This window comes from Enterobacter sp. UCD-UG_FMILLET (assembly GCF_000762975.1).
Taxonomy (GTDB): Bacteria; Pseudomonadota; Gammaproteobacteria; order Enterobacterales; family Enterobacteriaceae; genus Enterobacter; species Enterobacter dykesii.
In genome coordinates this window covers 145,302-159,692 of record NZ_JRJC01000047.1, presented here as the reverse complement: position 1 = coordinate 159,692, position 14,391 = coordinate 145,302, and the positions used below count along the sequence as shown (strand labels likewise).

Below are 14,391 nucleotides of genomic sequence, written 5' to 3'. Positions count from 1 at the left end.
GTATTTATGTCACAGACTGCTATCACACTGGCTTTTGAGCAGTGGAAAGCAAGCCAGTCCGTCACTGGTGAGCCCGTTCTGCTGGATGAATTTGTTTTCGCCAGCGTACCGGGACTGGATGCCACTAAGCCAATTGATCGAAATGAAACGCTGCCGCCAGATGCGCAAATTGTTCACCGTCAGGCTGTAAGCCGTAAGGGCGTTGTAAACGAAAATGCTGTGGTGCACTCCGTTGTGCTGGGTGCTGACGTGGGCGATTTTTCATTTAACTGGATCGGCCTGATTAACAAAGCAAGTAACACGCTGGCCATGATTGTGCACGCACCGTTACAGCAAAAGCTGAAAACGAAAGATGGACAGCAGGGGAACGTTCTTACCCGTTCGTTTTTAATGGAGTTTAACGGCGCACAGACTGAAACAGGAATCAACACGCCAGCGGAAACCTGGCAGATTGACTTCACTGCCCGTATGGCCGGGATGGATGAACGCCAGCGCCTGGAGAATATCGACATTTACGGCGCGGCGGCATTCTTCGGTGACGGCTATCTGGTTGGTAAAAATGGCGCGCAGTATTACGTAACTCCAGGTGTGGGGTACGTACGCGGGCTGCGCACACAGCTCACGGTAAGCCAAAATATTATTGTGACAACGAAGCCGGTAAAAATCTGGCTGGACGTAGCCTGGACAGGGACGCTGACAAGCGCCTGGGCAGTGGAAAGTAAAATCACCGTCGCCAATGAACTGGCCGATTATGTGCAGAATGGTGTTCAGCACTTCGTATTTGCAGTAGCCAGCATTGATCCAAACGGCAATATCACAGATCTGCGCCCAAAAGGAACGCTAAATGATCAGTCCGCCAGTGATGCGCTAAAAAAGCATGAACAATCCCGAAACCACCCTGACGCAACAACGGCTGCCAAAGGCTTTACCCAATTAAGTAGCGCCACCGATAGCGATTCTGAGGCGCTAGCGGCAACGCCGAAAGCAGTAAAGGCGGCTAACGACAATGCAAATGGCCGCGTGCCGTCAGGGCGGAAGGTTAACGGGCGAGCGCTGACAGAAGATATCAATATCACTTCGCAGGACATTTTTAACGGTCAGGCCGTGCTGATTGGGAATGCTGCCGATCTGAATAGCTTTACTACACCGGGATTATATTACCAGTCATCCAATGCGCAGGCGGAAGCTGGAACTAATTATCCCGAAAAGGTGGCCGGGTCGCTTGAAGTATACAAACATGCAGGTGTTACGCAGGTATACCGGATATATGCCGATTCACGCTCATTTATCCGTATTTATTATAATGGTACATGGACGCCATGGGCAAAACAGTATGACTCAGCCAATAAACCTGTACCATCAGATATCGGTGCGGTGTCTGCGAATGGAGGTGATTATAACGCCACATTCAAGCTGGGAAGAGTTGAAACCTTGCCAACAGAATCAAATATGTCTGCTCTTTATAATGTGCGGGCTGGTGATGGCGGGGTTGTGTCAGGTGTTGAATTTAACTGGTACGGTCAAAAATTCACAGTCGGCATTACCCGCGACGGAAGCACCGGCACAAACGGTTTAGTATTTCAGCACAACGGATATACGCGCCTGAGAATAGATAAGGATGGTAATTTAATATCTACCGGTGCAATTTCCGCAGGTGACAAAGTAGTAGCTGGCGCTGGCGTTTTCGATACTCCAGGTGTGCGGGTTTATTCTTCAAACAACCCCCCAAATTTAAGCGCTTATGCAACAACATCATGGACTATCGCTAACTTCCTGCAAGGGGGGCTCAGGCTGGCTTCGGCAGGAGTCGCCACAAACGGAAATAATGATAACGAATTTGCGTATGCGCCTAACGGAACGGTAGTTACTGCTGTGCAACAAAGAACGAATTACACGGCGGTACAGTATCGTTCTCTTCAATATAACATCGGCGGAAACTGGTACACAGCATGGGTGGCTTAATGACGAAGCAGTCTGGAGTGTTTAAAAAATATGACCCATTAGATAAGTGGGGGAAATATACCCCGGCGAAGGTAGCCAAACTATCGCCGGAGGAACTCGAATTATATTACGTTGCAAAATCACCAGAGGTGAATATTGTTTTCCTGAGAGATGATAACGGCAATGACTGGTATCTGTGGCTTAAGACGCTTTCACAGGAAACGCTAAAAATATCATTTAACCCTGACACGAAAGAAATTATCCATTTCTCTTATGATGCAAGCGCAATTTTCCCGATTAATCAGGTTGTCGTTGAAGTCGCGCCGGAGAATGTACCGGATGAATTTACCGCAGCGGGCGAAAAAGCATTAGGTGGCGCATTTCTTTTTGATGGTGGAAAGATTATTGCCGCGCCAGTCGATTATGCAGCTGAAGCGCAAAGCAGAAAACAGGAGCTACTGAACCAGGCTAATAACGTGATTGCCACGCTTCAGGATGCGGTTGAACTTGATATGGCCACTGTAGAAGATGCTGACGATCTTACGCAGTGGAGAAAATATCGTGTCTTATTGAGTCGGGTTGATGTTACTGCCCCTGTCTGGCCGGAGGTCCCGGGAAATGTGGCGTGAGGCGCGGATTGCATTCAGCGATTCTGTTGCGGCTTTGAATTGTTCCGTTATTCCTGCTCACCCTTGGATTTATGGGCTGGGGCAGCAGACGGATAACGGCGCTTATCTCAGCCCGGTTAATGCAATCACGTATCTGGCTGAAAAACTGGCCGGAACGGGCGGAGAGGCTGATCTGGTGATCATGATGGTTTCTGGCCAGACGCATGAAAATTTCCTGAAAAGCCTGAATAGCCTTGTTGAAGTATTCCCCAGTCCGGCATTCACCCAGGTGCGGAGGCTGGCGCAGTCCGCCGCGCAACTGGCAACTGAGAAGATGCAAATCCCGGCAAAATATAGTCAGAGTTTACCCGCAGCGATCCCGCTTTCAGTGCCCACAAGTCGCACCGCACTGGCAGCAGCAGCGGTGAAGAAAGCCCAGCAGGAAGCTGCTGCCGTTGCGGATTTAACTGGCGTAAAAAAACTGATGGAAGATTTCACACAGCAGCGTGAAAGCCTGATTTCTGAAATTGCCAGCGGGTTGACGGAATTACAGGGAAAAAGCGCCAGGGCATGGGTATTTACCGCCAGTGGCGATCTGCCGTCCACGCTTCTGGAGCTGGTAAAAGGGATTCCGCTTCAGTCCTCAGTGTATACCGCCGCCATGATGCTGGTTGGCGACAATCTCGACGGCATAAAAGGAATGATCCATGACATCGAACCCGACACTGGCGCTTAACGGTGAAGCCATACTGCTGAAAAACATGCGCGTTACGGTTTCCCAGCAATTTCAGGACAAAGACCAGTCCGGCCAGACGAGTGCCACGACTAAATCAGAGCAGGGTATCAAAGGCAAAGAGCTGCGCGTATCTGGTGAAATTCCGTATAAAAATCCGGAGATCCTGCGCCGTATCTTTGAGCTGGGCAGCGCGACGGATGCCAGCGGCCAGCGCCAGAAATACCGCGTTGCGCATGAGGCGGCGCGGGCTGTGAATTTTCGTGAGGCGACTTTTACCGGAACCCTGGACGCGCCGCCGCAGGACGGGCGCATGTCCTGGCTGGTTACGTTCACGTTAACCGAGCATATCAGCGTGCAGGAAAAACGTGAGGCCAGGGCAAGCGGCAAAAACAAAGCCGTGAAACAAACGCCGGGAGGTGGCAGCGGCCAGAACGGAAGCCAGGAAGCTGGCGAGGATGAAGAAAAACTGACGTGGTTTGAACGCAAGGTACTCAAGCCCGTAAATGATGCGCTGGGATAAAAAATGAAGCCGATTAAACGCCTGTACCTTTCAACGGATGAAATCCACCTGGCTGATGCCAGCCTGGTTCTGGAGCTGAACAGCTGCGGCCGGGGGTTTATTACTGCCGGAACAACGCAGGACTACACAGGCAAACTGGTGCGTCTCGATGTGGGTTATACCGATCTGGTTTTGCGCTGGTTCACCGGGTATGTGGAGCGCTCGCAACCTGCCGAAAATGGTTTCCAGCGGTTGTTTGTTCGTGAGCTGGTCGGCGTGTTTGAACGTCTGTGGCCATGCTCGTTCCAGCATCCTACGCTGCGCGATGTAGCCAGCTGGTTGACGGAGCATAGCGGGCTGACAATCAGTGTACCGGATGCAGAGTATTCAGACCGTCCGATCCCACACTTTACCCATAGTGGTACGGGTTATCAGTTGCTGGATAATCTGGGTAAAGCTTTTGGCGTTACGGATTACGTCTGGTACCAGCTGCCGGACGGCGGGGTATATGTAGGCGGCGCGGAAAAAGCCCTGTTTGCTGATCGCCCGATTGAGATCCCCCATGAATTTAACCAGGGGGCGGCTGGCGGGAACTCCATGATGCTTCCCCTGGTGCAGAGTCTGCGCCCCGGCGTGGATCTGAACGGGGAGAGGGTGACAAAAGTCCACCTGCACAATGACACCATGGCTGTGACCTGGACGCCGCGCAACCGTGCTACGGGTAATCCACTGCAAAAAACGCCCGTTCAGCGCCAGATTGAAAGCCATTATCCGGAGCTGGCATCCGGGATGCACTTACCAAAATTCGCCCGCGTCATGAATCCCGTTGAGGCAGTGAAAAGCGGCAATTTCTCCGATCCGTTCCGTCCTCGTTATGCGGTTGATGTGCAGCTGTTAGACGCGGACGGCAACCCGGATAAAGACACGCCTGTTTACTCAGCTGTGCCTCTGCCGGTTCCTATGGCGGGTAACGATTCCGGTATGTTCCAGTTTCCCCCTGAAGGGACGCTGGTTGAAATTGCTTTTACTGGCGGAAGGCCGGATAAGCCCTTTGTGCGGCAGACCGTGCCGGAGGGAACCAGCTTACCGGATATCCAGCCTGGCGAGCAGCTGCAACAGCAGCGTGCGGAAGTGTCGCAGCGCGTCACCCAGGCGGGCGACTGGGTGAGGCAGACAGACCAGACGATCAGTGAAACATCTATGGCGCGGATGGTTAAGGCCGATACGGAACAGCGGGAGCTGGTGAGCCGGGAAACTACCATTAAGGCCACGGATAAAGTTACGGTGCTGGGCACGTCTACGCTGATGGCCGGAGCCATTCAGCAGGTATGTACAGGCGATTACAGCCAGGCAGTCAATAACCGCGTTGCGAGTATCGGCGGCAATGATGAAATGGACATTGCCGGGAGCCAGACAGTCACAACGGGTAAAGACCTGATCGAGAAAATTGGCCAAATACGTAAAAGCGTGGCGGCAGTACAACAGCAGATTATTGCCCCGGTAGTGTGGATTGGCTCTGGCACCATCAACGTTGCACAGCTGATGCTGGACACGCTGGACGTGGTAAAAGAGCTGGCAGAGCAAACGGCAGACCACACGCACAGCAATACAGGAGCACCAACCAACGCGGGAGCCATCCGGAGCACCGGAGCGAAAGCGGACACGCTGAACGGCAAGTACTCCCCGGTGATTGGCAAATAAGCCGTTTAAGACCTGAGCCCGCGCAAGCGGGTTTTTTTATGCCCTTCATTCCCAGCGGGGTGTCACTTCTCAATCCTCACAAACAGACTTTGCTACGCGCAATCAGTAGCGCTGTGGCGTGTTCCAGCCTTTCAGGCAGTCAGCGTCACCCTTGAAGCAGATCACACCCACAGCAGGGCGCTGGCACGTCACAGCATGGCAAAAAAAATCTTTCGCAGACAAAAATCGCACTACACCGCACCCGCCTGCGGTTTTTGGATCATAAAAATTTTTCAGTTTTATTTTTCTACAAACCATACCGCCAGACCGCGACAGTGCTGGCGGCTATGTGTAAAACCAGAACTGAAAAGATTGAAAAGAATATCAGTGTTTTTCACTTTCATGGATCTGCGAAGGATCTAGCGGAAAATATAACTAACAGAAAAATAAGGGGAATGTTGATTTTATGTGAGTTGGCGGGATCTTTTTTATTTTCTGGCGACCTTTACTCTGCTAGAGCTGAAGCCAGGCCTGGCGCGGCGCAGGGGCAAAGAGAAAGGTACTGGTAAACTGAAAAAGTTGCACACTATAATGCTGTTTATGCATACAGTAATTTTGGAGGGGCAATGCGGAAAGTTTCAATCAACGGCGCGGTTTTTATCTTTATGGCCAGAGGTGAAAAGCTTAAGGATTCTGACTGGATGCCTTCCAACGGACTGCCGGACAGTAAATATGTTTTATGGCCGCGCGGGGATGGGTGGGACGTGCGTTATTTGGTGTTTGGCGCTGAGGGGGTGGAATGGCTACCGATAACGAAACGCTGTTTGCCGATGAGGCGGAAGCATGGCAAGCAGCATATGAGCACTGGATGAATCGAAGTAAAAAAACCGCGCCGCAGAAAAAACATGACGATTACCAGTCAGAGTTTCCCTTCAGTCACCTTGAGGCCAACAATTTCTTTTGACTTGAGCTCGATAGTGTATACGTATGCCATGATGACTTATTCGTTCAAGCCATTGGTTGATTTCACAGAGATTAAATTATTATTGTAGTTGATGAGTATTATTTAAAAACAAGGATGATTGGTAAGTAACACATCCTTGTCTTATTATTATTTAGCTAAAATTTGTGCATATTCCTTGAATGATTCTGTCAAGAATATTATTATGGCAGTAATCGATTTTGATATCTCTTCCTCCTTAATATCCGAGTCTTTAAAATTCTGATGAGTCAAAGAGTGTCTTAATAATGCTAGCTTTTCGAGTCCATCTGATTTTAATTGGCCAATTTTTTTTGTTCTCTCATCTTCAGGAAGAACTTCTAGACCTGATGTATCAATTCCGAGATACGAGCAAAAGTTATGACTTGCATATTCCTTGGCTGCTCTTAGACCATAATTATGATTAACATTCCAATTCAGTTCATTCCTGCAATGCTCTAAAAGTTGTATAGGGGAGCCTGCGAATTTGATGCGCTCGGAAAAACTGAAAACATTTTTCAATGGAAAGAAAAACTCTAGAATTTTATAAAGACATAAAAACATACTATCTTGTTTTTTTGCCCGAATGGCCCTTATTAATTCGAAGTAAAGCCAGTCATGATTTTCTTCCGGCAAAGATAAAGCGAGCTCTAAAATTTTATCATGTATAGCTTCATGCTTTTTATCAAGTAGCTCGACATGCAGTAGGACTCTTATGATTTTTAACTCATGTTTTTCGTTCGTATATTGCTTTTCAAGGCTAAGGGTTAAAAGTTTTGGAAGGAGTTGGGTTAATTCTTCTTCGAAAACATATTCACCAGTTAAAATTAAATTTAACTGCCCTGACGGCTGTATGTTAAACTCTGTATAGAAAACTAAATGTGATAAAAAGTGACAGTCATCCTCAACAACACCAGTATACATATGGGTTGAGTCTTTATATTCAAAGCCTTTATTCCAATAAATAAAGAATTCTTTATCATTTGAAAATAATTGTAGAATATAATAATCGTCTTTGTGAAGTGCAATTCCCCACTGACAATTTTTAAAAAAATCGCCACCTTCAATGGCTAGCGGCCAATAAGTGGCTTCATCTTCAGGGTCGCAGGGGACGACCATAACTTTTTTGACTGCATTAACACCTGAGTTAGAATTAAACCATCTTGTAAACTGGTTTTCCATGTAATTCATTGCTTTCTTAGTCAGGCCACCAAGATCAGTCATTTCAGCCATATCAAATCACTCGCCAACATGGGTACATACTATTATTTTCGATAACAGCTTCAACGTGCTTAAACAAGGTAGTGAAAGCTTTAAGATAATAGCCTCGTTCTAATTCCCCAATCCGGCTAGTTCTAGTTCTTGTCGAAAGAACTTCATTTAGTGTTTGTATGTCAACAAATTCATTTAATTGAATGCTATTCAAACTATCCATATAAGCAATAAGCTTGTCCATTCTAGCTTTCAAATCTTCCATCTTGTTTTTTGCATCATTTAAATCATAATCAAAACCTGAATAACCAAGAGTATATTCGGCTACAGCTACAATAAAACCGATAGAACCGGGCGCTGAAGTGAATATGTCTCTTCCTGATTTAATTCTAGGTTCCTCCTCCGCATCAATATCTGTCCTTGTGACTTTGTCAAATTTCTCGTCTAAGTTCACTAATAATCTTATGGCATCTAAGAAAAGAGGGAAGTAATCAGCATCTGAAGCAGCATCGGTAATATCAATTTTTGAAAACTCTTCCGCCATTTTATCTTTAATATCAACATCTATCGAACGAGATGTAAAAGCTAAAAATAGTTCGACTACTCGTGAGCTTTTATAGGTGCCAGCTTGAGTTCTCCTGGAGTTATCCCCAACAGTTATTATTCTAATGCTTCCCACACTTTCATTAACTTTTGTTATTAATTGTTTATATAATACATCTAATTGCCTTTTTAGATCCCAAGGTACCTGCCCTGTGTTAAGTACAAGCATTCTATAAATCAGAGTGTCAACTTTTTCTGAAATCCATATTTCAACTCGAACTAAACTATCTTGCGCGTTAGCTTCTTTGAGTGCAGTTGTCCTTTGCATTCCGTCAATAATACTAACTTCAAGATTTCTATTTTTTATCTCACTTATCAGTTCATTAGAATTATTGATTTCGCTCAAAAGATCATAATCACTTCTGGTACATACGACACCAATTACAACAGGGGGAATAACAGCCCCATCCTTAATATCTCTTACTAATCTATTTCTTATTTTAAGACCAGTCTTTGATTTAATCGCTGGTCGCTGTCCATCTAAACCACCATCATTAGCATAGGATGCCTCGACTAACTCTAAATAATCTTTTGCGGAAACTGTAGCCATGATTGACCAGCAAGAACTTCTTGCGTCACGTAGCTTGATAACTGGGCTATCTTGCATAAAAATTCTCTACCATTCGTTGAATTGTTAAAAAAAAGTTATGTTAACTTAACGAAATTACGAAGGTTGGATAGAACAGAACAGTAACAGCTGCTTTTGGTCATGAGTGTCCTAATCCGTCGTTAGGTTAAGCAACATCTATATGATAAGCGAGATCCCCTCTTTCACCGATGAACTGGTTCGATAAAAAACATAGTGATTGGAAAACGCTGAAATCTTTTGCCGCCGTTTTGTCGCCATTGGAAGCAATGGATTCAACTAACTCGCGGTTTCATAAGGGATAAAATAGCAGACAACAAAAAACCCATCAACCTTGAACCAAAACGGCGGGGTTGATGGGCTCCACAAATTGGGGACATCAAAGAAAAGCAGTGGCACTAGTTATGACTGCCCCCTGATAAAAAAGTTCTGCGCGTAACGAAAATATTTTCCGCCACGCGCATTCTTAGGAGTTATCCGAGTCCGGGCCAGATGATAATGATCAGCGTACCCGCCAGCGTGAGCAGTACGTTAGCGATGGCGTACGTGCCCGCATAGCCGAGCGCCGGGATGTTGCTGCGCGCGGTATCGCTGATGATTTCCATCGCAGGCGCACAGGTACGCGCGCCCATCATTGCCCCGAAGAGCAGGGCGCGGTTCATGCGCAGCACGTAGGCGCCGAACAGGAAGCAGATAACGACCGGCACCAGGCTGACGATAAGTCCGGAAACCAGCATCTGCCAGCCGACGGCGCCCAGGCTGTGGCCGATGCCGCTGCCCGCGCTTAAGCCCACGCCTGCCATAAAGACCATCAGACCGAACTCTTTCACCATGTTCAGCGCGCCCTGCGGAATGTAGCCGAAGGTCGGGTGGTTCGCTCGCAGGAAGCCCAGCATAATCCCGGCGAACAGCAGCCCGGCGGCGTTACCGATGCCGAAGCTAAAGTTGCTGAACTGGAAGGTAATCATCCCGATCATCAGGCCAACAATAAAGAAGGCGCAGAAGGCCAGCAGGTCGGTGACCTGGCTGTGAATGGAGATAAAGCCGATGCGGTCGGCAACGGTTTTCACGCGTCGCGCGTCGCCGCTGACCTGCAGAACGTCGCCTTTGTTGAGCACAACGTTATCGTCGATCGGCATCTCAATCTGGCTGCGGATCACGCGGTTGAGGAAGCAGCCGTGGTCGGTCAGCTTCAGCTGCGCCAGACGGCGGCCCACGGCGTTATGGTTTTTCACCACGATCTCTTCGGTGACGATACGCATGTCGAGCAGGTCGCGGTCGAACACCTCTTTGCCGTTACGGAAGCTCGGGTCGAGACGGGCGTGGGCGTCCGGGTAACCGACCAGCGCGATGTCGTCGCCCATCTGCAGCACCGCGTCGCCGTCCGGGTTCGCCAGAATGCCGTTGCGGCGGATACGTTCGATATAGCAGCCCGTCTGGCGGTAAATCCCCAGCTCGCGCAGGTTTTTGCCGTCTGCCCATGCCACCAGTTCTGGCCCGACGCGATAGGCGCGGATCACCGGGAGATAGACTTTACGTTTGGAATCGGTATCGAGACCGCGCTCGCGCGCGATTTGCTGGGCGCTGGTCTGCAGATCCTGGTGCTGCAGTTTTGGCAGGTAGCGCGCGCCAACGATCAGGCTCACCAGACCGATCAGATAGGTCAGGGCATAGCCCAGGCTCAGGTGGTCGAGCGCGGTAGAGAGCTGCGCGCCGGCCATGCCGGAATGGCGCAAGGTATCACCGGCACCCACCAGCACGGGGGTGGAGGTCATGGAGCCTGCCAGCATACCGGCCGTTAACCCGATATCCCAGCCAAACAGTTTACCCAGCCCTAACGCGATCAGCAGCGCGCTGCCGACCATCACCAGCGCCAGCATCAGATAATTTTTGCCGTCGCGGAAAAAAATTGAAAAAAAGTTCGGTCCCGCTTCCACGCCAACACAAAAAATAAACAGCATAAAGCCTAAGTTGAGCGCGTCCGTGTTAATGCTGAAGTGCTGCTGGCCTAATAATAAGGAAACCACTAAAACGCCAATGGAATTACCAAGTTGAACTGAACCCAGGCGCAATTTACCCAGGCAAAGGCCCAGCGCCAGTACCACAAATAATAACAGGATGTAATTCCCATTTAACAAGTCTGCGACGTTTATATTCACGGAGGCTAACTTCTTGTTTACCAGTAAGTTGTTGAATGAAAGGACTATTTGGGCTACTGTTTTTTAGGACAGGGAACGCGTTCAACCCTCCCTGTTACCTAATTTATTCCCTAAAACATTAGCTGGCCGATAGTTTAATCGTATTAGCTACTGACAGCTACCTATTATCGCATCACCCATTGCGTACTTTGGCATGGATTGCCGCATTGCTTTATCTGACTGGGCGTCTACCCGACGAAGGTGTATTTGATAGAGATAAGTCAGGAGGATAGTTTGAACATTAAACGAAACTGGGCGGGGGTGATCAGCTGCTTTTTGCTGTTTACCGTCGTGTGCATGTCGCTCGCTTTTAATGTGAAAGGGGCATTCAGGGCTGCCGGACACCCGGAGCTGGGGCTGCTCTTTTTTACCCTGCCGGGAGCGGCAGCCAGTTTTCTTTCCCGTAAAGGGGAGGTGGTCAAGCCGCTTATTGGCGCAATGCTGGCGGCACCGCTGTGTCTGCTGCTGATGCGCATGCTGTATGTATCAACGCGAAGTTTCTGGCAGGAGCTGGCGTGGTTGCTGAGCGGCGTCTTCTGGTGCGCCGTCGGCGCGCTGTGCTATTTGTTTGTGTGCAGCCTGATTAAGCATCAACGGCACCACAAATAAAAACGCCCTCCGGGTGAGGGCGTCTTCGCATTACTGGGCGGCAAACAGGCCCAGATGCTCTTTGGCGTAGGCTTCGAAGTCAGTGCAACCGCCGATGTGTTTCTGATCGAGGAAGATCTGCGGTACGGTTTCAACCGGCTTGCCGACGGTTTTTTCGAGATCCGCTTTGGTGATGCCTTCCGCGTGGATGTCCACGTAGCGGAAGTTGAAGTCATCGCGCTCTTCGGTCAGTTTCTCAGCCAGCTCTTTCGCGCGCACACAGTAAGGGCACCCTGGACGACCAAAAATTACTGCAAACATTTCTCTCTCCTCAAAAAACAAGCCTGACGGCGAATAGGACATATAGTGCCCGATAACCTGTCGCCATTAAAGAAGGTTTCGCCTGTCGCTTTGATACAGTAAGGCTATGTTTCGCCAATTACACCGCGCAAATCATTGCCTATACTGGCTGCCATACGGTTTAAGCAAGACAAAGAGAGACAAGATGACGCCAACCATAGACCTGCTCACATCCCACCGTTCCATTCGCCACTTCACCGACGAGCCGATTACCGAGGCGCAGCGCGAAGCGATTATTAACAGCGCCAGAGCGACCTCCAGCTCCAGCTTCCTGCAGTGCAGCTCGATTATCCGCATCACCGACCCGGCCATGCGTGAACAGCTGGTCACGCTGACCGGCGGGCAGAAGCATGTTGCCCAGGCCGCCGAGTTCTGGGTGTTCTGCGCCGACTTTAACCGCCACCTGCAAATTTGCCCTGAAGCGCAGCTGGGGCTGGCCGAACAGCTGCTGCTGGGCGTGGTGGATACCGCACTGATGGCGCAAAACGCCTTTACGGCGGCGGAGTCGCTGGGTTTGGGCGGCGTCTACATCGGCGGGCTGCGTAACAACATTGAAAGCGTAACCGAGCTGCTGAAGCTGCCAAAACACGTCCTCCCGCTGTTTGGCCTGTGCCTCGGCTGGCCTGCGGATAACCCAGATCTGAAGCCGCGCATTCCTGCCGCCATGCTGGTGCACGAAAACCACTACCAGCCGGTCGATCGGGACGTCCTGAATCAATATGACGAAGAGCTGGCGAACTACTACCTGACGCGCGACAGCAATAACCGTCGTGATACCTGGACTGACCATATTCGTCGCACCATCATTAAAGAAAACCGTCCGTTTATTCTTGATTACCTGCACAAACAGGGCTGGGCGACGCGATAGTCCATTCCGCCTGCGCCTGCCTGCGTATATGATATGCAGGATTTTTCCATGTCTTCAGAGAGGTGCAGGGTGAAAATTGCCATATTGTCCCGGGATGGAACGCTCTATTCATGTAAGCGCCTGCGAGAAGCGGCGGCGAAACGCGGGCATCAGGTTGAGATCCTCGACCCGATGTCCTGCTATATGAACATTGACCCGGCCGCCTCGTCGATTCACTACAAAGGCCGCAAGCTGCCGCACTTTGATGCGGTGATCCCCCGCATCGGCTCCCAGATAACCTATTACGGCACCGCCGCGCTGCGCCAGTTTGAGATGCTGGGCAGCTATCCGCTTAACGAATCCGTCGCCATTTCGCGCGCCCGCGACAAGCTGCGTTCGCTGCAGCTCCTCGCCCGCCAGGGGATCGATCTTCCGGTCACGGGTATTGCCCATTCACCTGACGACACCAGCGATCTTATCGACATGGTGGGCGGCGCGCCTTTGGTGATTAAGCTGGTGGAAGGCACGCAGGGCATTGGCGTGGTGCTGGCGGAAACGCGTCAGGCGGCGGAGAGCGTCATTGACGCCTTTCGGGGCCTCAATGCGCACATCCTGGTGCAGGAGTACATCGAAGAGGCGAAAGGGCGCGATATTCGCTGCTTCGTGGTCGGCAATGAAGTGGTGGCGGCCATCGAGCGTCAGGCGAAAGAGGGCGACTTCCGCTCTAACCTTCACCGCGGCGGCGTGGCGCGGGTAGCCGATATCAGCGATCGCGAACGGGAAATTGCCGTCAAAGCGGCGCAAACCCTGGGGCTGGACGTGGCGGGCGTAGATCTTCTGCGGGCGACGCGCGGGCCGCTGGTCATGGAGGTGAACGCCTCGCCGGGGCTTGAAGGCGTGGAAAAAACCACAGGTGTCGATATTGCGGGTAAAATGATCGCATGGATCGAGCGTCATGCCACGCCGGGCTACTGCCTGAAAACGGGTGGTTGAATAGATTACCGCGCACTTTTTGCGTACCCTATGCACAGATTATATTGAAGAGGCTGCACAGCGATGGATTTACAGGTCGTACCTACACTGGATACGTTACGTCAATGGCTTGATGATGCCGGAATTACGTTCTTCGAATGCGATTCCTGCCAGGCGCTGCATCTGCCTCATATGCAGAATTTCGACGGCATTTTCGATGCCAAAATCGATCTCATTAACGACGTGATCCTTTTCTCCGCGCTGGCCGAAGTGAAGCCCTCCGCGCTGCTGGCGCTGGCTTCCGACCTGTCGGCAATCAATGCCAGTTCTTTGACGGTGAAGGCATTTCTCGACATACAGGATGATAATCTGCCAAAACTGGTCGTTTGCCAGTCTTTATTCTCCGGGGCAGGGCTGTCGTTCAAGCAGTTCGCCTGGTTTATGCGCTTGAGCGAAGAGCAAATTTCCATGGTTATGATGGAAGCCAATGCACACCATCTGCTGTATAGCGCGGAAGATGATGCAGAGAATAATGATGCATCTCCCAATTTTCTTCACTAAGCCTGTCTGACTTTTGCGCAG

At 50.2% G+C, this 14,391-nt stretch carries 14 protein-coding genes; 10 read left to right on the top strand and 4 right to left on the bottom strand.

Annotated features, from left to right (window positions below; genetic code table 11):
• The first annotated feature begins 6 nt into the window (after positions 1-6).
• The 6 genes from LA04_RS25090 (at position 7) to LA04_RS24665 (ending at position 6,428) form a co-directional block, all read left to right on the top strand.
• Positions 7-1,962 carry a phage tail-collar fiber domain-containing protein gene (locus LA04_RS25090; RefSeq protein ID WP_235211352.1) on the top strand — a complete coding sequence of 652 codons (1,956 nt, stop codon included), beginning with the start codon at positions 7-9 and terminating at the stop codon, positions 1,960-1,962.
• Positions 1,962-2,570, top strand: a complete 609-nt coding sequence (locus tag LA04_RS21920) for a tail fiber assembly protein (protein WP_081957753.1) — start codon at positions 1,962-1,964, stop codon at positions 2,568-2,570. Before LA04_RS25090 ends, LA04_RS21920 begins: the two co-directional genes overlap by 1 nt.
• Positions 2,560-3,285, top strand: coding sequence for a hypothetical protein (locus tag LA04_RS21915; protein WP_047653171.1), 726 nt, complete (start codon positions 2,560-2,562; stop codon positions 3,283-3,285). Before LA04_RS21920 ends, LA04_RS21915 begins: the two co-directional genes overlap by 11 nt.
• Positions 3,257-3,805 (top strand): baseplate complex protein, encoded by a 549-nt coding sequence (locus LA04_RS21910; protein WP_047653170.1) that lies wholly within the window; start codon positions 3,257-3,259, stop codon positions 3,803-3,805. Before LA04_RS21915 ends, LA04_RS21910 begins: the two co-directional genes overlap by 29 nt.
• Positions 3,806-3,808: 3 nt before the next feature.
• Complete coding sequence (locus LA04_RS21905) at positions 3,809-5,485, top strand: hypothetical protein (protein WP_047653169.1); 1,677 nt, start codon at positions 3,809-3,811, stop codon at positions 5,483-5,485.
• A 778-nt stretch (positions 5,486-6,263) separates the two neighbouring features.
• Positions 6,264-6,428, top strand: a complete 165-nt coding sequence (locus LA04_RS24665) for a hypothetical protein (RefSeq protein WP_161785599.1) — start codon at positions 6,264-6,266, stop codon at positions 6,426-6,428.
• Positions 6,429-6,575: 147 nt separating this feature from the next.
• Here LA04_RS24665 and LA04_RS21895 read toward each other — a convergent pair whose 3' ends face one another.
• From LA04_RS21895 to LA04_RS21885, 3 genes are all read right to left on the bottom strand, one after another.
• Positions 6,576-7,676 (bottom strand): hypothetical protein, encoded by a 1,101-nt coding sequence (locus LA04_RS21895; protein ID WP_047653166.1) that lies wholly within the window; start codon positions 7,674-7,676, stop codon positions 6,576-6,578.
• Between the two features lies 1 nt (position 7,677).
• Entirely contained in the window at positions 7,678-8,865 is a 1,188-nt protein-coding gene (locus LA04_RS21890) for a hypothetical protein (protein ID WP_047653165.1), read from the bottom strand.
• Between the two features lie 452 nt (positions 8,866-9,317).
• Complete coding sequence (locus LA04_RS21885) at positions 9,318-11,003, bottom strand: aspartate:alanine antiporter (protein ID WP_014169303.1); 1,686 nt, start codon at positions 11,001-11,003, stop codon at positions 9,318-9,320.
• A 273-nt stretch (positions 11,004-11,276) separates the two neighbouring features.
• Here LA04_RS21885 and LA04_RS21880 point away from each other — a divergent pair, with 273 nt between their 5' ends.
• Positions 11,277-11,651: an inner membrane protein YbjM gene (locus tag LA04_RS21880; RefSeq protein ID WP_047653164.1), complete on the top strand. Its 375-nt coding sequence runs from the start codon at positions 11,277-11,279 to the stop codon at positions 11,649-11,651.
• A 30-nt stretch (positions 11,652-11,681) separates the two neighbouring features.
• Here LA04_RS21880 and LA04_RS21875 read toward each other — a convergent pair whose 3' ends face one another.
• Positions 11,682-11,951 carry a GrxA family glutaredoxin gene (locus LA04_RS21875; protein WP_006809455.1) on the bottom strand — a complete coding sequence of 90 codons (270 nt, stop codon included), beginning with the start codon at positions 11,949-11,951 and terminating at the stop codon, positions 11,682-11,684.
• Positions 11,952-12,135: 184 nt separating this feature from the next.
• Between LA04_RS21875 and nfsA the strand changes: the two genes are divergently transcribed.
• The 3 genes from nfsA (at position 12,136) to LA04_RS21860 (ending at position 14,370) form a co-directional block, all read left to right on the top strand.
• Positions 12,136-12,858: a nitroreductase NfsA gene (nfsA, locus tag LA04_RS21870; RefSeq protein WP_047653162.1), complete on the top strand. Its 723-nt coding sequence runs from the start codon at positions 12,136-12,138 to the stop codon at positions 12,856-12,858.
• Positions 12,859-12,927: 69 nt separating this feature from the next.
• Positions 12,928-13,830, top strand: coding sequence for a 30S ribosomal protein S6--L-glutamate ligase (rimK, locus tag LA04_RS21865; protein ID WP_029739445.1), 903 nt, complete (start codon positions 12,928-12,930; stop codon positions 13,828-13,830).
• Between the two features lie 63 nt (positions 13,831-13,893).
• The gene (locus LA04_RS21860) at positions 13,894-14,370 is read left to right on the top strand and encodes a YbjN domain-containing protein (RefSeq protein WP_003858385.1); all 477 of its coding nucleotides are present in this window, start codon (positions 13,894-13,896) and stop codon (positions 14,368-14,370) included.
• The last annotated feature ends 21 nt before the right edge of the window (positions 14,371-14,391 follow it).

What these genes read in the sequence shown, in the direction of transcription:
- LA04_RS21905 (WP_047653169.1), top strand. Translation starts at nt 3,809, where the DNA reads ATGAAGCCGATTAAACGCCTGTACCTTTCAACGGATGAAATCCACCTG.
- LA04_RS21860 (WP_003858385.1), top strand. Translation starts at nt 13,894, where the DNA reads ATGGATTTACAGGTCGTACCTACACTGGATACGTTACGTCAATGGCTT.
- nfsA (WP_047653162.1), top strand. Translation starts at nt 12,136, where the DNA reads ATGACGCCAACCATAGACCTGCTCACATCCCACCGTTCCATTCGCCAC.
- LA04_RS21910 (WP_047653170.1), top strand. Translation starts at nt 3,257, where the DNA reads ATGACATCGAACCCGACACTGGCGCTTAACGGTGAAGCCATACTGCTG.
- LA04_RS24665 (WP_161785599.1), top strand. Translation starts at nt 6,264, where the DNA reads ATGGCTACCGATAACGAAACGCTGTTTGCCGATGAGGCGGAAGCATGG.
- LA04_RS21875 (WP_006809455.1), bottom strand. Translation starts at nt 11,951, where the DNA reads ATGTTTGCAGTAATTTTTGGTCGTCCAGGGTGCCCTTACTGTGTGCGC.
- LA04_RS25090 (WP_235211352.1), top strand. Translation starts at nt 7, where the DNA reads ATGTCACAGACTGCTATCACACTGGCTTTTGAGCAGTGGAAAGCAAGC.
- LA04_RS21890 (WP_047653165.1), bottom strand. Translation starts at nt 8,865, where the DNA reads ATGCAAGATAGCCCAGTTATCAAGCTACGTGACGCAAGAAGTTCTTGC.
- LA04_RS21920 (WP_081957753.1), top strand. Translation starts at nt 1,962, where the DNA reads ATGACGAAGCAGTCTGGAGTGTTTAAAAAATATGACCCATTAGATAAG.
- LA04_RS21915 (WP_047653171.1), top strand. Translation starts at nt 2,560, where the DNA reads ATGTGGCGTGAGGCGCGGATTGCATTCAGCGATTCTGTTGCGGCTTTG.
- LA04_RS21895 (WP_047653166.1), bottom strand. Translation starts at nt 7,676, where the DNA reads ATGGCTGAAATGACTGATCTTGGTGGCCTGACTAAGAAAGCAATGAAT.